Annotated in this window: 14 protein-coding genes; 4 read left to right on the top strand and 10 right to left on the bottom strand. The window is 62.7% G+C overall.

Annotated elements, in window-relative coordinates; genetic code table 11:
• The first annotated feature begins 76 nt into the window (after positions 1–76).
• From SLQ31_RS19895 to SLQ31_RS19885, 3 genes are all read left to right on the top strand, one after another.
• Positions 77–427 carry a DUF485 domain-containing protein gene (locus SLQ31_RS19895; RefSeq protein WP_319435709.1) on the top strand — a complete coding sequence of 117 codons (351 nt, stop codon included), beginning with the start codon at positions 77–79 and terminating at the stop codon, positions 425–427.
• The gene (locus tag SLQ31_RS19890) at positions 424–2,052 is read left to right on the top strand and encodes a cation acetate symporter (protein WP_319435708.1); all 1,629 of its coding nucleotides are present in this window, start codon (positions 424–426) and stop codon (positions 2,050–2,052) included. Before SLQ31_RS19895 ends, SLQ31_RS19890 begins: the two co-directional genes overlap by 4 nt.
• 75 nt (positions 2,053–2,127) lie before the next feature.
• Positions 2,128–3,309 carry an MFS transporter gene (locus SLQ31_RS19885; RefSeq protein WP_319435707.1) on the top strand — a complete coding sequence of 394 codons (1,182 nt, stop codon included), beginning with the start codon at positions 2,128–2,130 and terminating at the stop codon, positions 3,307–3,309.
• 215 nt (positions 3,310–3,524) lie between these two features.
• On the opposite strand, the gene SLQ31_RS19880 is transcribed toward SLQ31_RS19885, so the two are convergent.
• Together SLQ31_RS19880 and SLQ31_RS19875 are read right to left on the bottom strand one after the other, a co-directional pair.
• Complete coding sequence (locus SLQ31_RS19880) at positions 3,525–3,824, bottom strand: hypothetical protein (RefSeq protein ID WP_319435841.1); 300 nt, start codon at positions 3,822–3,824, stop codon at positions 3,525–3,527.
• A gap of 10 nt (positions 3,825–3,834) precedes the next feature.
• Complete coding sequence (locus SLQ31_RS19875) at positions 3,835–5,337, bottom strand: fatty acid--CoA ligase family protein (protein WP_319435706.1); 1,503 nt, start codon at positions 5,335–5,337, stop codon at positions 3,835–3,837.
• A 741-nt stretch (positions 5,338–6,078) separates the two neighbouring features.
• Between SLQ31_RS19875 and SLQ31_RS19870 the strand changes: the two genes are divergently transcribed.
• On the top strand, positions 6,079–6,936 hold the full coding sequence (locus tag SLQ31_RS19870) for a hypothetical protein (protein WP_319435705.1): 858 nt from the start codon (positions 6,079–6,081) through the stop codon (positions 6,934–6,936).
• Between the two features lie 94 nt (positions 6,937–7,030).
• Here the strand turns inward: SLQ31_RS19870 and SLQ31_RS19865 are convergent, their stop codons facing one another.
• The 8 genes from SLQ31_RS19865 to SLQ31_RS19830 all read right to left on the bottom strand — a co-directional run bounded on the left by SLQ31_RS19865 (position 7,031) and on the right by SLQ31_RS19830 (position 17,329).
• On the bottom strand, positions 7,031–7,930 hold the full coding sequence (locus SLQ31_RS19865) for an alpha/beta hydrolase (protein WP_319435704.1): 900 nt from the start codon (positions 7,928–7,930) through the stop codon (positions 7,031–7,033).
• Between the two features lie 911 nt (positions 7,931–8,841).
• Entirely contained in the window at positions 8,842–10,422 is a 1,581-nt protein-coding gene (locus tag SLQ31_RS19860; RefSeq protein WP_319435703.1) for an MlaD family protein, read from the bottom strand.
• Positions 10,423–11,712 (bottom strand): MCE family protein, encoded by a 1,290-nt coding sequence (locus tag SLQ31_RS19855; protein WP_413642535.1) that lies wholly within the window; start codon positions 11,710–11,712, stop codon positions 10,423–10,425. It lies immediately after the preceding gene.
• The gene (locus SLQ31_RS19850) at positions 11,709–13,175 is read right to left on the bottom strand and encodes an MCE family protein (protein WP_319435702.1); all 1,467 of its coding nucleotides are present in this window, start codon (positions 13,173–13,175) and stop codon (positions 11,709–11,711) included. The genes SLQ31_RS19855 and SLQ31_RS19850 overlap by 4 nt, the downstream gene beginning before the upstream one ends.
• Positions 13,175–14,257, bottom strand: a complete 1,083-nt coding sequence (locus SLQ31_RS19845; RefSeq protein ID WP_319435701.1) for an MCE family protein — start codon at positions 14,255–14,257, stop codon at positions 13,175–13,177. The genes SLQ31_RS19850 and SLQ31_RS19845 overlap by 1 nt, the downstream gene beginning before the upstream one ends.
• Positions 14,250–15,284 carry an MCE family protein gene (locus SLQ31_RS19840; RefSeq protein ID WP_319435700.1) on the bottom strand — a complete coding sequence of 345 codons (1,035 nt, stop codon included), beginning with the start codon at positions 15,282–15,284 and terminating at the stop codon, positions 14,250–14,252. Before SLQ31_RS19840 ends, SLQ31_RS19845 begins: the two co-directional genes overlap by 8 nt.
• Positions 15,281–16,477: an MCE family protein gene (locus tag SLQ31_RS19835; RefSeq protein WP_319435699.1), complete on the bottom strand. Its 1,197-nt coding sequence runs from the start codon at positions 16,475–16,477 to the stop codon at positions 15,281–15,283. Before SLQ31_RS19835 ends, SLQ31_RS19840 begins: the two co-directional genes overlap by 4 nt.
• Positions 16,478–16,489: 12 nt before the next feature.
• Positions 16,490–17,329: an MlaE family ABC transporter permease gene (locus tag SLQ31_RS19830; RefSeq protein ID WP_413642586.1), complete on the bottom strand. Its 840-nt coding sequence runs from the start codon at positions 17,327–17,329 to the stop codon at positions 16,490–16,492.
• Positions 17,330–17,336 lie beyond the last annotated feature (7 nt).

Here is a 17,336-nt window from a genome sequence, read left to right as displayed (position 1 = left end):
GCCCCCTAGCTGTGGCTCCCCTCTCAATAGGCTGTGAACGTTCGGAGTTCACGACCACTGAGCTGAGGAGCACGCGGTGCCGACAACCGACCAGCCGTCACGGGAGACCCACCCGAGCGGCGCCGAATACCTGGCCGTACAGGCCAGTCCCGAATTCCAGGAGCTGCGGCACGCCCTGCGCCGCTTCGTCTTCCCGACCACGGCGTTCTTCCTGATCTGGTACGCCACCTACGTCGTGCTTGGCGCCTTCGCCCACGACTTCATGGCCATCAAAGTGTGGGGCAACATCAACGTCGGCCTGCTCATCGGGTTGGGCCAGTTCGTGACGACGTTCCTGATCACCGGTCTGTATGTGCGATTCGCCAACCGGGAACTCGACCCGCGCGCCGAAGCCATCCGCGCCGAGATGGAAGGCACCGCGAAGTGACCGTTCTCGCCGAAGCCAGCCGGATCGGCAACCCGACCGTCAACATCAGCATTTTTGTGGCCTTCGTGCTCATCACGCTGTTCATCGTGATCCGCGCCGGCCGCTCTAACACCAACGCCACCGAGTTCTTCACCGGCGGCCGTGCGTTCTCCGGACCGCAGAACGGAATCGCCATCGCCGGTGACTACCTTTCCGCGGCAAGTTTTCTCGGCATCGCAGGCGCGATCGCGGTGTATGGCTACGATGGCTTCCTCTACTCCATCGGCTTCCTGGTGGCGTGGCTGGTCGCCTTGCTGCTGGTAGCCGAATTGCTGCGCAACACAGGCAAATTCACGATGGCCGACGTGCTGAGCTTCCGGCTCAAGCAGCGGCCGGTGCGGGTGGCCGCGGCCACCTCGACGATGACGGTGTCGCTGTTCTACCTGCTGGCGCAGATGGCCGGCGCCGGTGGCCTGGTCGCGCTGTTGCTCGACGTCCAGGGCCGCACCGCCCAGTCCATCGTGATCGCGGTGGTCGGTGTGCTGATGATCGTCTACGTCCTGGTCGGCGGCATGAAGGGCACCACCTGGGTGCAGATCATCAAGGCCGTGCTGCTGATCGTCGGTGCGGCGGTCATGACCGTTATGGTGCTGGTGAAGTTCGGGTTCAACATCTCCGACATCCTCGGTTCGGCGCAGCACATGGTGCACGAGGCCACCACCAAGGGCGTGTCCAGCCGTGACGTGCTGGCCCCCGGCGCCCAGTACGGCGCCAACACCACCTCGAAGATCAACCTGCTGTCGCTGGGCCTGGCGCTGGTGCTGGGAACCGCGGGCCTGCCGCATGTGCTGATGCGCTTCTACACGGTGCCGACCGCGAAAGAGGCTCGGCGGTCAGTGGTTTGGGCGATCGGGCTGATCGGCGCGTTCTACCTGTTCACCCTTGCCCTCGGCTACGGCGCGGCGGCGATCGTCGGCCCGGACAAAATCCTGGCCGCACCCGGCGGGCAGAACTCGGCCGCGCCGCTGCTGGCGTTCCAGCTCGGTGGGGTGGTCTTGCTCGGCATCATCTCGGCGGTGGCGTTTGCCACCATCCTGGCTGTGGTCGCGGGCCTGACGATCACAGCGTCGGCGTCCTTCGCCCACGACGTGTACGCCAGTGTGCTCAAAAGCCACAAGGTGACTGAAGAGGAGCAGGTGCGGGTCTCCCGGATCACCGCGGTGGTGCTCGGTATCGCCGCAATCGGGTTGGGCATCCTGGCCAATGGCCAGAATGTCGCGTTCCTGGTGGCGCTGGCGTTCGCGGTGGCGGCTTCGGCCAACCTGCCGACGATCGTGTACTCGCTGTACTGGAAGCGATTCAACACCCGCGGCGCACTGTGGAGCATGTACGGCGGCCTGATCAGCTGCCTGCTGCTGATCGTGTTCTCGCCCGCCGTCTCGGGCAACAAGACCGCGATGATCCCCAGTGCCGACTTCGACTGGTTCCCACTGGCCAACCCCGGCATCGTGTCGATTCCGCTGGCGTTTCTGCTCGGCATCGTCGGGACGCTGACGTCATCCGACACCGGCGACCCGGAGATCAACGCCGAAATGGAAGTCCGGTCACTGACCGGCGTGGGTGCCGAGAAGGCGGTGTCGCACTAAGCCGCCAACGTAATGAGGTGAAAATCTCGTCGGGTCCGGGAATGGTGTGGGGGTGCCGACCACGTTGATGCCCTTATGGCCCTGACCCGGCGAAACTTCGCCTTCGCCCTGCTCGCGTATTCCTTCGCCGCGATCATGGTCGGCACAACGCTGCCCACCCCGCTGTACGCGCTGTACTCGGACCGCATGCATTTCGCTGTGTTGACGACGACGATCATCTACGCCACCTACGCCGGCGGGGTGTTGTTCGCGCTGCTGGTGTTCGGCAGTTGGTCGGACGTCATCGGCCGGCGTCCCGTGCTGCTGGCCGGCGCGGTGTGCGCACTGGCCAGTGCCGTGGTGTTCCTGATCGCGGATTCGGTACCGCTGCTGCTGGTCGGCCGAGTGCTGTCGGGGTTGTCAGCGGGCCTGTTCACCGGGACCGCCACCGCGGCGGTCATCGAAGCCGCGCCGCCGAGCTGGCGGGACCGCGCACCAGCGATGGCCACCATCGCCAATATCGGCGGGCTGGGCGCAGGGCCTGTACTGGCCGGCATCCTGGCCCAGTACGCGCCAGACCCGCTGCAGCTCACCTTCATCGTGCACATCGCGCTTGTCGCGCTGGTCGCGATCGCGGTCTTCCTGGTTCCCGAAACCGCCAGCCGGACCGGAAAGCTGGGGCTGCAGCGGCTTTCGGTGCCACCCGAGGTTCGACCGGTGTTCATCGTCGCCGCACTCGCCGCGTTCGCCGGGTTCGCCGTCACCGGCTTGTTCACCTCGGTGGCGCCGTCGATGCTCACCAACATCATCGGGATCGGTAATCATGCGCTGGCCGGTCTGATGGCCGGATCCATCTTCGGCGCCTCGGCGATCGCCCAGATCGCCGGTTCACGCATCGCACCGCAGCGCGCCGTCGCACTCGGCTGCGCCATCCTGGCCGTCGGCATGGGTGTTCTGGTTGTCGCGCTGCACTATTCGTCGCTGGCCGGCTTGATCGCCGCGGCGGTGGTGTCCGGCATCGGCCAGGGCATCAGCTTCAGCCGCGGGCTGGCCGCCGTCGCCGAGCGCACCCCTGCACAGCGCCGGGCCGAAGTCAGCTCCACCTATTTCGTGGTGGCCTACGTCGCGATTTCGATCCCGGTGATCGGCGAGGGCTTCGCCGCCCAGGCCTGGGGCCTGCGCACCGGTGGCACCGTGTTCGCCACCGCGGTCGGGGTGCTGGCGCTGGCCTGCCTGGCGGCCATCCTCTGGCAGGAATCCCGGGAGAAAATCAGATAGATCTACCTACGTCGAAGCGCTGAGCTTCTTCGCCGGCGCCGTGGCCAGTTGGGTGTCGTAGCGAGCCGACACGCGCTGGGGGCGGTGGCTGATGAAGCGCTACGCCAGGCCTTTCGGCCCGTCTTCTGGGATCGAACCCCCTGAAAAGCAGCAATCTAGGGCTGAATTTCTCGCCAAGGCAAAAGAATTCGTACAGCGAAACGGTCTGCCCGCGGCTAATCGCTAGCCGGCAGCGGCTTCGCTTCCTTCAACGTCAGCCGCTCTTCGCCGACTGTCAACGTGCCGCTTCCGGCCTTGGTGACCAGTACCTCGGCGCCACTCGCATCGACGTAGCGCTTGCCCATCGCGGTGCCGTCGGCGAACTTCGGGTCGATCTCGGCGGCGGACTTCGCACCGCCGATCGGGATCATCACCGTCCCGCCGCAACGCAGGTCATCGAGGCTGTCGGCAGTCTTGACCACGATCACCTGGGTGTCGTCGACCCTGCTCCGGAGGCGCGTGCCGTTCTTCACCATGCGTTCGTCCTCACTTCTCTGCATTCAGGCTCGCGACGATCTCGCGTCGCAGAATCTTGCCGGTCGCGTTGGTCGGTAATTCGTCGCGGAACACCACCCGGTCGGGGGTGCGTGAACCGCGAAGACTCTTGCGCACATATTCGCGCAGTTCCTCTGGGTCAGGGATGATTCCGGCAACGGGAACCACCACCGCGACGATCGCGTGACCCCACTGCGGATCATCGGCGCCAACCACGGCGACCTCGTGCACATGCGGGTGTTCGACCAGTACATCCTCGAGTTCTGCGGGTGCGATGTTCTCGCCGCCGCGGATGATCGTGTCGTCGGAGCGGCCGCCGATGAACAGGTAGCCCTCGTCGTCGAGCATGGCGATGTCCTTGGTGGGGAACCAGCCGTGTTCGTCGAGCACCGAGCCAATCCCGGTGTACTTGCCCGAAACCTGCTCACCCCGGACGTAGAGCTCGCCGGTCTCCCCCGGCCCGAGCACGGTGCCGTCCTCGCCGCGGATCTGCAGTTCGATACCGGGCACCGGTTGCCCCACCGAGCCCAGCCGCTTCGCCGCCGCCTGGTCGGTGCCACCGTTGACGGCGGCGTGGGCGGTCCGATGGTCATCAGGAGTGAGCACCGCGATGGTCGAGCTGGTCTCGGTCAACCCGTAGGCATTGACGAAGCCGGCGTGTGGCAGCAGCTCAAGCGCCTTGCGTACCAATGGAAGTCCGACCTTTGACCCGCCGTAGGCGAGGTTGCGTAGGGTCGGCAGCGCATGCTCACCGGACTCCAGCACCGTCACGATGCGGTCGAGCATCGTCGGAACGACGGTGGCATTGGTGACGCCCTCGTCCTGAATCAGCCTGATCCACTCACCGGCGTCGAAGTTCGGCAGGTACACCATCTTTCGGCCCGCATAGAGATTGGACAGGGCCGCGCTGACACCAGCGATGTGGTACGGGGGTACGCAGATCAGCGCGGCGTCAGATTCCTCCGCCGACGCAAACTCAACCGTGCCGGTGATGTAGGTGGTCAAATTGTTGTGAGTGAGCTCAACGGCTTTCGGCTTGGACGTGGTGCCCGAGGTGAAGAGCACAACGCCGACGTCGTCAGGGTCAGCGAATTCGGCGGCGGGTTCGGCAGTGCGGGCCGCCGCCAGGAAATCGTCCGAGTCCGTCACCTGCTTGCCAGCCGTGCCGATCATGTCGCGGTAGCGGGGATCGACGACCACCAGTGCGGCGGGCAGGCGTTCGATGAGGGCCCGGACGCCGTCGGCCGACAGTCGGTAGTTGATCGAGGTGAAGGTGCGTCCGGCGCGCGCCGAGGCGAACAGCAGCAGCGGCAACATGACGCCACCGGCACCCACGTACGCGACGTGCTCGCACCCGGATTCGACGATGACGCCTGCGCCGCCGTCGGCCAGGTCGCTGAGCTCCTGTGTGGTCAGGCGAAGGTCACCGGAGACGACAGCAACCCGGTCAGGATCACCTGACAGCGCCATCTCCAGCAGCAGCGAGATACTCATCGCGCCCGCATGTGAACGCACACAGCGAATCCCGAGAATGGCAACTGCGGGAATATTCTTCGTCCGCCGGTCTGCTCGGCCGGAGAAGACCCCCGACCAACATCGGACGCCCGCGTGCGAATTTGGCGCAGCAAAACAGGCTCCTGTCTATTCATCGCCACTACTGGCGCACATTACGGGTCATCTCTGGAGAGGAGACACGGGTGGACCCCTCACGTTCGACAAAGCCGGATTTGAACAAGGGTTTCGCGCGGCCGCGGTAGAGCCGTTTCGCATACCAAAGAGACGAGCCGATGCCGAGTGACACTGCAGCAGTCACCAACGCAGCTACCGTGAAATTGTCCACCATTCCTCATCTCGTCTCATGGGCCTAGCTCCATCGCCGGCCGACGCCAGCAGCTTGTTGATCACTTTGGGATGATCGCCCAGATGTCGTGGCGGCTGGCACTTGGAAGTCTGTCGCCAAGGCAAACGACCGCATCGCTGTTGGCCATGTATCACCTCCTTGGTAGTTCGGACGCGACAGCCATCGGAACCCCTGCACCTCCACCGGCGATGTGATGACACGGCTCGTCGGCGTTGAGGTTAGTATGCTTCTCGTTATTAAGAATACACATTCTCATAGTCACCGGTCACATTCGCTCAATTCGGTGGCCAGCGGACACCGACGAGGACAGCCGTTCGGCACTTCTCGACTAAGCCCGTAGCTCCGACGAGTCCACACCAGGATGGAGGGTCCGCATGATGCGAGATATCCGAGAGCTAGTTGGCCAGCCCGAGGCGTACGCCGCCGAGTTGAACCGGCGTTGGGGAGGCCTGATGAGCTATCGCTACATTGGCCGTCGCTTCGGAGTGATTGACGATGGCCCCGTGGAGGAGACGGTCACGATCCGCCGAGACATGCGGAATCCGTCAGGCGGACTTCTGCTGGCCGTTCTCAGCATCGCGTCACCCGAAGGCGGCAACATCACTGATCTAGAGGCCGTTCCTAATCCTGTCATTCACAGCTGTCAAGTACTCGACGCCGGCCGCGACGTAGCTCGGATCGAAATCATCTCCGAGACAGTCAAGCACGGCCGCCAGATGGCCTACAGCCGATCGCGGATAGTCGACGCCGATAAACCCGATCGGGTGCTGGCCCTCACCCAGGGGCAAGGAATCAGCATCGGAGTTCCGCCGAAGGGGCTGGAGAAGATGAATGTAGAAATCATGGAAGTAGCCGACTCTCCTACCCTTCCACCGCTTTGGCAGGCGTACGGCGGCCGCCGCAGGAACGACGGCTGCTGGGGGCTGCCTCAACTATCGATGGAAGTCGCCTCGCCGGACGCGGCGCTGCACATCGGGCCGCAGTTCGTGATCCTCGAGACGGCAGGGTTGGACGTCGCGTCACGTGCAACGGGTACCGATGCGCTCCAAGGCGTCTCGTCTCACGTCATGTTCGTTGCACGAGGCAAAGAAGGACCGTTCCGTGTCGAAGGACATGCGTTCGTGGGAGCAGACGAAACAGTCGCGGCGCGTCTCTACATTCACGATGAGGGAGCAGAAGACAAGTTGATCACGGCGGGCTCCTATGTGTTTCGCAGGGTCGCGACTGACTAGGTGGGGTCGCAGATACTGGGCGGCCATGTGCTGTCGGTGCCAGCCAGTGTCATCCCCAGCAGCGCCCGCCGTTACCGGTGCGGCGCGCTACCCGCTAGAGCGCCAGAGCGCGCCGAAGGACGGCACGAAGTTCATCCGCTTCGCGGCGACTGACACTGGCTTGCTGAACCATTCCCGACCCGTGAAAGGTGCCGGGAAATGCGTGTAGCTCGACTGATACGCCGGCCTGCATCAGTGCCTGGGCGTAGGCGATGCCCTCATCGCGTAACGGGTCGAACTCCATGACCGAGACGTAAGCGGAGGGAAGGCCTGCTAGGTCTGTGGCGCGAGCCGGTGCCGCGTAAACCGGAACGGGCGACCTGGGGCACATTCCTTGACCGAGATAGGCATCCCAGCTGGCAACGGCCTGGGGACTGGACCACATCGGAGTGTCATCGAATTCCCGCATGCTTGCCGTCTCGAGGCGATCATCGAGCTGTGGGACACCCAAACATTGAAACGCGATCGCTGGGCCCCCTCTATCGCGGGCGAGCAGCGCCAACCCAGCACACAGACCGCCGCCAGCACTTGATCCGTGGATCGCGATCCGGCTGGCGTCGATGCCCAGCGTGTCGCAGTTCTCGGCTAGCCACACCAGGCCGGCGTAACAGTCCTCGATCGCGGCCGGATAAGGATGCTCAGGTGCCAGTCGGTATTCGACACTTACTACGATGATCCCGAGATCTCTTGCCAAACTGGCAGTCTCGCCGTCAACCATGTCGATCGAGCCGACAATGAAGCCACCGCCGTGAACGTAATATAACGCGGCCGGCGCTACCACCTCGTCGGGTGTGTAGATGCGCAACCGTACGTTTGGCTCGCCGGCAGCACCAGCGACGCTTACATCACGGACGCCAACCCCTGCACGGTCATCTACGCGGGACGCCGAGGAGACCATCTCGGCTGCCAGGGCACGGATCACTTGGATGTCGCTGGTCTCGACGACCGGAATCAATGCCGCGATGGCGGCGAGCTCAGGATCAAATGCGTACGCCACAGCGCTCCTCTACCCGGACATCGCGCGCAACGGTGCGACTCATGCGTGATCCAGTGAGATCGGTGGTTATCATCTCAGAGAATCTATCATTCCGTGATAGATGAAGTGCTATTCTCACGTCCGTCCGGCGTTTAATCGCACCCACAGCCTGACAGGCAAACGGACTCAACCAATCAGCGTGCGAGGGGCGAGGAGGGTATGCCGGTGAATGGAGGCTTAGCGGCCGCGGCGATCACGGCGATCGCTTTCGTGGCAGGCCTCGATGGGTCAGCGCCCGCCCTTGCATCAGAAGGTAACTGGGGGCTCAACGGCTCATATGCCGCCACCTCGCTCGGAGACTGGGCGAAGACCAACGAGCGATACCAGGACGAAGCCACAATCAGAAGTATCTGGACGATATCCACGACGTGTGTCAGTCCGGTCCAGTGCACCGGTACGGTGACGAGCGACCTGGGTTGGAGCGCAAACGTTTACACAAAGACTGGCCTTTGGTACCTGAAACGCACCGTTGACAACTGGGAGCCTTGCCGGGACGGTACGTCGGCCGATGCTACCCAGATGTTCCGCTTCTATGGGGTTGATAGCGACGGTACGACGAAACCCGATTCGACAACGTATGCGGGCGAAGACATTACAACCGGACCTAGCGGCGCCTGCGGTAGGAATCTACCGCTTGTAATCAGAATGCCTTTCAAGCTGGAGAAGCTCTCCTAACCTGCTTCCCACGGCTGGCGGACCGAGGAATCGGATAGTCGGCGTCTCGGTGTTATCGACAGATATCTCTCGTCAGCACGCACACCGTGGCCCGGTGGCCGCCTGTCATTGCGCCTTGACCGCGGGGGCGACCTAAGCGCTGAGGCTGATTCGATTTACTGCCGAAACAAGTCCTTCCAGGTCTTGTGAGCACCCGGATCAGCGAGGTCTGGCTGTCGAAACACCTCGCCGTTTGGCAGCGCATATTCGCCGGTGCTCGGATTGTAGGTAGCCGCGGATACCGCGGGCGCAGCACCAGATCCATTGGTGCCAAACGAGCTCGGAGCAACGGATGGCTCTCCCGCGGCAGCCGGCGGCGGCATGGGGGCATCCGGCGGCAACGCGGGACTTCCCGGCGCGGCAGATCCAGCTACCGCTGGCGCATCGGGCGGACGCGGTGTTCCCTCGAGTGGACCAAAGATGTTCGCGTCGGGGTTAACCCGGCTATCGGGAGGGATGCCTTGCGAGATCAGATTCGGATCGAGTGGATAGGGGCCGAGCACGTGCTGATGCTGGGCTAACGGTTCGAATGGCTGGTCGCTGTCACATATTTGAACAGTCGGTGCGCGCTTGCCGGGCCGGTCCATGCAGGGGAAGTTGCGAGCGCCTCGAACGGCGATCGGCGAGTCCTGCGGTAGCTTGCAGTAGAGGCCGTCCGGGGTGTCAATGTCACTGAGGTCGGCCGGGGATCGCCACTGCGATGGCGGTAGAAATCCCGTCGTGCACGCTGGAGGGTCGCCAATGCTGAGACCGAATTCGCCTAACGCCATGCCCAATTCGTTGTTCATGGGCCCGCCTGCCTGCAGGCTGGCCACATATGGCGGAAGCAGAACGAGCAGTTGGCGGATCGAGTCGTGATATGTGACGCCGATCTGTCCGATACTGGTGAGGTTGGCTAGCAGGACCGGCAGCGTGGGCTTGACTTGCTCGAGGAGACGGGAAGCCTCATCGAGTGCGCCCGGCGCGGTTTGCAGAATATTGCGAACCTGAGGGTCGTTTGTGACGATCTGTCCGGTGAAACCGGCGAGACTGCGCGACCACTGTCGAATCGCATCGGTGGTCTCGACCTGCGAATCGAGAAGTGGCCGAGTGTCCTCGATCAGGGTGCGCGTCTGTCCTGCAACCCCTTTCAGGTCACCGGAGAGCCGGGATGCCGAGTCGAACAACGAACCAAGGTCGAAGCCAGCGCCGTTAAGACCGTTATACGACTCGTTGAGCAGCCCGCTGAGTTTGTCCTTGGGAATGCTGCCGACTAGTGCGCTCAGTTGGTCCAACATCGGACCGACAGGCTGCGGGATCGTCGCGTCACGTGCGGCGATCACCGATCCGTCCTGAAGGTACGGCGGTGAGTCGGTACGTGGATACAGGTCAACGTACTGTTCACCGACTGCCGAGACACTGCGCACCTCTGCCCGCAGGTCCGCCGGAATCTTCGGTGACGTGTCCAGGGACAGCGTCGCCTCCGCACCCGCGACAGTAGGTGTCACGGCGGTGACCCTCCCGACTTGGATGCCTCGGTAGGTCACATTGCCGAACCGGTACAGGCCGCCAGACGCCGGCAGCTCCAATGTGACGGTGATTCGGCCGATGCCCAGCAGAGTGGGCACCTGCATGTAGGTGAAAATCATCGCCCCTGCGCCGATGACCGACGCAATCGTGAAGATGATCAGCTGGATTCGAACGAAACGCGTGAGCATCTACCCTCCCCCGCTCGTTGGCGGAATCACAGGCGGGGAAGCTGACGGCGGCGGAGCACCCTCACCCTGCGTGCCCTGGGAGTCGGAGGCGGAGGGTCCACCTGATGCCCGCGGCGGCACAGCGCCAGACTCAGCGGGCTGGCCCTCGGCGGGCGCGAGGGGGGGCACGTCGTCTGGCGGTGGAGCGAGGGGCGCGCCCAGGGGGTCGTAGGTGTGGTTCAAGTAAAACGGGTCCCCCGGGGCCGGCATCAACCCTGCGTTGAGTTGGCCCCATCGCGTCCCCAGGAACAAGGTTCGCTTGAGTCGGGGGACAGTAAGGTCGAGGTCGAGAAACATGTTGACGTAGTCCCCGCGGATCGCCCGGTCGATGTAGTCCTGGGTGTACGGGAACGTCGTCGCGTAGCCGAGGATGGCGTCGAGATCGGGGCCAAGGTCAGCAAGCGCCTTGATTGTCGGTCCCAGGTTTTGCAGATTTTTCACCAGGTCGGCCTGGGAGTCGTTGGTTAGCCGCGTAGCGGTGTCACTTAGATCGCCGAGCTTTTCTAGCGCGGCCGTAATTTGTGGCCGCTGCTTGATCACGATATCCAGCGCGGACGGTAACTTGTCGAGGGCCCGCGTGATCACGTCGTGTTGTCCAGCCACCGAAACGGCAAACCGGTTCAATGCCTGGATGGATCCGACAATTCTCTCGCGCTGCGCGTCAAGGGTGCCGACGAACGTGTCGAGGCGGGTGATGAGATCACGGGCTTGGTCCTCATGCCCGGACAGCGCCGCGTTGAAGTTGTGAATGATGTCCCCGATTTGACCCAAGCCACCGCCGTTGGCGACAACGGACAACGAAGCGAGGGTCTGCTCCGTCGTCGGGTAGGTCGACGAACGGTTCAATGCGACGGTGGCACCCGGAGTGAGGCGTCCTCGCGGCGGTTCGCCGATCGGCGGATTGAGCTGCAGGTGCATTGATCCCAGCAGGCTGGTTTGTCCGATGCTGGCCACCACATTCGCCGGAACGACGACGTCGGGCTTGACGGAGACCTCGACGTCGGCATGCCACCCGTTGACCGACATCTTGCCGACGCTGCCGACAACGACGTCATCGATCATGACCGGCGAGTTCGATTCCAGCGCAGCGACATTCTCGATCTCGACGTGATAGATGTTCGCGCCAGGTCCGCGACCGACCGCACCCGGTAGTGCGATCGAGTTCAATCCGTCGAATGCGCATCCCGTCGCGAACAGGCCCACGCAGCCGCCACTAACGAGTAGTCGCCACACCATTCCCCGTCCGCTCACGATATTGGTCTCCCCTCAGATGGAAGCGGTACGCCCGTTTGCGGATTGGTGTCTGGTGGTGCTGCTTCTGCTGGAAGCAGCATGTCGCGCAGTGTCGGCGCTGCCGGGCCTGGCGCCGTGGGCACCGGTGCTCCCGGGTACAACGCGGGAGATGGAGCGGCGGGGCCATGATCGGGTGCGGACGGGCCGGGTGGGAAAGGCGGCGGAACCTGCGCCGGTGCTGGGAACGGATTTTCCGATGCTCCGGTATAGGCGGATACCGCAGGCGGTATCTCGGGTGGACCCGGGGGGACGCCTGCTCCGCCGGGTGCCAGTGCGGGGTCGGAGTACAGGATGCTGCTCGGATCCGCTGATTTCGCCAGATACGGATTCAGGGGAATCGGGAGATAGTTGAAATTCAGAAGGCGCAACATCGGGCCGAGATACTGCCCGCAGAGTTTCGCCGTTTCGGGTGCAGTGGTGTTCTCGACCGCTCCGATCGCACCACAGACGAGCGCAGCCGGGCTCGAGAGATTGTTCAGCACGAACGCTCCGCGAAGGTCGGAGGTATCGGGGTCGTAGAGGTTGTAAGCGTTGGCGAATGAGTTCGGTGCGGAGTGCAGGATGTTTTGCAGATCCACCTTGTGGTCGACGAGGTTCTGAGTGACGTTCGCCAACCGCTGAACCTGCTCTGAGGTCTGGTTACGGCTACCGGCAACGAAGCGCTGGACGTCACCGATGGCGGACGACAGATTGGTCAGCGCCGCATCCAAGTCAGACTTGCTGCCGTCAAGTACGCTGGTCAAGCTGGCCAGCCGGTTCTGAAATGCGACGATCTGTTGGTTGCTGTCGCGAAGCGCCGTGATGAAGGTCTGCAGATTCTTGATGATGTCAACGATGTTGCCGCTGCCGTCGGCGAGGATGCGCCCTACCCCGGACAACTGCGAAAGGGTCTGGCGCAGCTTGGCGCCGTTGTCGCCCATCGCATCGGCTGCGCTGTTGATGAACCGTCCCATCGAGGTGGTCGAGACGCCGTTCTTCGGGCCGAGATCGGTGGCCAGCCTGGTCAATTGTTTCTTGACCTCGTCCCACTCGACGGGTATCGCGGTCCGTTCGAGCGGGATGATGCCGCCGTCACCCATTGTGGGACCCGTTGATTCGTAGGCGGGCGTGAGCTGGACGTAACGTGCAGAGATTAAGTTCTGTGCGACGATGACCGCTTTCGCATCGGCTGGGATGGGTACGTCCCGATCCACCTTCATCGTCAACTTCGCTTGCGTACCTTGTGCTTCGATGCTGTCGACGGTCCCTACCCGCACACCTGCAACTCGGACGTCGTCGCCTGGATAGAGCGCTGTGACGCTAGAGAACAGTGCTGTGATGGTCGTCGGGGCCATGACAGTCTGTCGAACCAATACCAGCGCGGCAGCCGCGATCAGGATGGCCAGTACCGCGACAAGGGTGCGCGAGGATCGTCGTCGCATCACCGCGAGCCCCCCGGAATTCCGTTGAAGGGCAACGGTAACTCGGCCCGCGGCCCGGCATTGTCGGGCGGTTGCCCGGCGTCGGTTCCCCTCCGGAAGCCCACAGCGTAGTCGAGGAAGGGCTGCAAGAACTGTCCGGGCGTGAGGTTGGAGGCGAAGGCGTTGTAGTAGTAGCCGTTGGCCACCGTCTCTCCTTGAGTGACTTGGTATTTCACTAGGCCCGGCAGCGCCTTGGCGATGTTGTCGCGGTTCTTCTCGAGCATCGCTGTAACCGAGTTGAGCCTCTCCAAAGCGGGCGCCAGTTGCCGCTCGTTGTCGGCTACCATGCCTTTCAGCTGCTTGGCCACCGCAGCGGTGTACGCGAGCAGATCGACGATCTCATGGCGGCGATCGTTGAGCACTCCCAATAAGTCGTTAGCGTTCAGGATCAATGTGTCGACCTGTTGGCTGCGCTCGGAGAGGACCCCGGTGACGTTGCCGGCGCTCTTCAGCAGATCGCTCAACGTTCCGTTCCGACTGTTGAGCGATTGCGATAACCGGGTCATGCTGTCAAAAGTCGGTCCCAATTCCGGTGCGATCTGGTCAAGGGTCTCCGACAAGGTGTCCAGAGAGTGGTTCAGCTGATCGGTGTCAGTGCCAGCCGTGTTCGTGGTCAAGTCGCTGACCGCATCGGTCAGGGAGTAGGGCGAGGATGTTCGCGAAACCGGAATGACGTTGGTCGGCCGCAATACGCCGCCTCCTTGGGATTCCAGTTCGACGACGCGCTGGCCGAGCAGCGAGCCGGTCCGGATGTGGGCGGTACTGTCCGAGCCCAGCGGCTCTGTCCCCGCGACGGTAAAGGACACAATCGCTTTACCCTGTCGCAAGCCGACATTCGATACCGAGCCGACCTTGATGCCTGACATGATCACGTCATTGCCCACGGCGATCCCGCCCGAGTCAGCGAACAACGCCTGATATCGCAGTGCCGTCGCCCACGACCACAGTTTCTCGGGTTGAAGTCCGACGGCGATAACCAGAAGGATCAGCACTACGCCAATCAGACCCGGGCGAATGAGTTTGGATCCGCGATATTTAAGCATTGGGCTCCGCACATCTGCCGGTGCTTTGCTGGATCCAGGGGAAGACAGCGGTCCTGCCCTGGAGGTCAGAAGTCCGGATCCGGATTCCGCAGATGTAATAGTTGAGGAAGGCACCGTACGCCCCGGGGCGCACGACCTTTCGATAGTTGGCCGGGGCCTTCTGGAGCGCGACGTCGATGAGCTCCTTGTCCTGATCTAGCAGCGGCGCAAGACGGTTGAGCTGGTCCACCGTGTCTTTGAGCGGAGATCGAATGCCTCCCAAAAGTTGGGCAAGAGAGGCAGTTCCGTTGCTCAGCGAGTCGATCGCCGCACCGATCGGGTCGCGGTCTGAAGATAACTCGGTCACCAGACGCTGAAGCCGATCCACCGTTCCTGAAAACTTATCTCCGTCCTTGGAGATCGTGGCCAAGGTCGTGTCGAGACTGTCGATCAGTTGCTCGACCACTTGGTTGTTGTCTGCCAACGCCGTCGAGAACGACGACGTCTTCGACATCAAGTCCTGCAACGTTCCTCCCTGCCCTTGCAGCACTTGAATCAGCGACGACGTGAACGCATTTACATCTCGTGGATTAAGGCCCTGAACAACGGGTTTCAGTCCACCTAGGAGCAGGTCGAGGTCCAGCGCCGGCTCCGTCCGGTCGATGGGAATCCGCGATCCGGCCGGCAGAATCTGGGCCGAGCCGGGTCGGTCGATGAGCGCCAGATAGCGATCCCCCACCAGGTTGAGATAGCGCACGGCGGCGTGAGTTCCGGTGGTCAAGACCACGTTTGGGTCGGCGTCGAACTTGACCAGGACCTTACGGCCCGGCAGGAACGACACGTTGTCCACAGTGCCGACTCGGACTCCAGCGACCCTTACAGTGTCGCCCGCCTTGAGTTGGGACGCGTTGGTAAAGACTGCTGAATACCCGGTCGTTGAGCCGGAGCGGTACTGGGCAAAGATCAAATAGAGGAACCCGGTCAACACCACCATCACCACCGCGAATGCGGTGAACTTTATGGCGGTCGGGCGCACCGATTTACTCATCCGGGTTGTCCGAACTGTGCGGAGTTACGCGGTGGGCCGTCGATCGGCCCAAACAAGAACTGTTTGAGCGCATCGGAGTTGAGCAAGATGCCCTGATTTCCGTATTCCCAGGGATTGGTGCCGACGTCGGCGACCAAGTACGGCGGCGGACTGCCCATCGGGACCTTGGGAAGCTTCTGCGACGCACACTGCTGATGTCCCCCTGCCGCAGCGACTTTCGGCAGGTTCTTCGGGTAGCGGTAGCGTTCGATGCCCAACGTGAAACTGATCGACACCATCGCGCCGGGGTTGGGGAACGGCGGCGTCCGCAACAACGGCACCATGCCGGCCAGTCCGCAGTTGAGGTTGTCGTGATATTCATTGAGCACGTCGGTGGTGGGAACAAGCAGCTGTAGTACGTCGGTCACTGCCTGCCTGTTTCCGCCTATAACGTCGTTTCCGATATCGGCCAGACCGATGGCGCTCAGCAGGAAGGCGTCGAGATTGTGCTGTTCATCGATGATGGTCTGGCTCACCCGCGTTGCATTGTCCGCAGTTTTGATCAGATCGGGCGCCGAATCGGCGTAGGCGTTCAACACCGCTGGGGCGGCCTCGAGGTCGTGGCTGAGACTCGGCAGGCTCGGTTCGATCGACACCAGGAACGAATCGAAGTCTGCCAGCGTCTGTCCGAGTTGCGTCCCGCGGCCGTTGAAGGCCTGTGCGAGTGCGCTGAGGGTCGCATTGAGTTTCTCGGGTTGGATCGATCCCAGAACTGAGGTGAGTTGCTCGAACACCGTGTTGATTTCGACCGTGACATGTGTGGCTTCAAGGATCTGTCCGGCGCGGAGGGGCTGAGCTGACGGGTCCGCGGGGGAAACCATTTCCACGGACTTGGCGCCGAAGACTGTCGTCGAAGCGACATCGACTTGAGCATTGGCAGGGATGAGATGTAACTGTTTCGGATCTATCGCCAGATGGATGGCGGCCTGGCCGTCCGAACGTAGGTCGATCGAGGTGACCCTGCCGACCTGGACGCCATGCAGTTTAACCTTGGCGTCGGGGTTCATCACCAGACCGGCACGGGGTGAAAGTACGGTCACAGGAACGCTTTCCGTGAGACCGCGGCGGAATAGCGTCACCGCTAGGGAGACGATGGCGACGAACACCAACAGCGTTATCAGGCCAGTCAGTGGACGTAGGGCGCTTCGCTTCATCGATCTCCTCCCCTAGCCCGACAGATTGAAGTTGCCGTTGGAGCCGTATACGGCCAAGGACACCAGCAGGGTGACCGACACTACGACGATGAGTGACGTTCGCACGGCGTTGCCCACCGCGACCCCGACACCGGACGGTCCACCGGCAGCGAAATAGCCGTGGTATGTGTGGATCAGCAGGATGGCCAGCGCCATGAGAACGGCTTGGAGGAACGACCAGAGCAGATCGATCGGGTTCAGGAAAGTCTCGAAGTAGTGGTCGTACAGGCCGCCTGACTGCCCGAACAAGACGACCGTGGTGAACTGGCTGGCGACGAACGACAGAATCACCGCGATCGAGTACAGCGGGGCGATCGCGATCATCCCCGCGACGATGCGGCTGCTGACGAGGTATGAAATCGGCCGGATGCCCATCGAATCCAGAGCATCGATCTCTTCATTGATCCGCATGGCACCGAGTTGTGCGGTCACGCCGGCGCCAAAAGTGGCTGCCAGTCCTATGCCTGCCACAACTGGTGCCGAGATGCGCACATTGATAAACGCGGCTAAGAAGCCCGTCAAAGCCTCGATGCCGATGTTGCCGAGCGAGCTGTACCCCTGCACCGCCAAAGTGCCGCCCGCGGCCAAAGTTAAGAAGCCGACGATCACCACGGTCCCGCCGATCATCGCCAAAGTGCCGGCACCCATGCTGATCTCGGCGATCAGCCGAACGATCTCACGTCCGTATCGGCTTATTGAGAACGGAACTCCGGCCAGCGCTTTGGCGTAGAACATGGTGTGGTCGCCGATGCGGTCCAGAACCGACACGGGTCGTCCGAATTCGCGTAGCAGCCGAGGGTACGCGGATCGCACTGTCACA

Source organism: Mycobacterium sp. RTGN5 (assembly GCF_033804465.1).
Classification (GTDB): Bacteria; Actinomycetota; Actinomycetes; order Mycobacteriales; family Mycobacteriaceae; genus Mycobacterium.
This window is presented reverse-complemented; position numbering and strand designations above follow the sequence as displayed.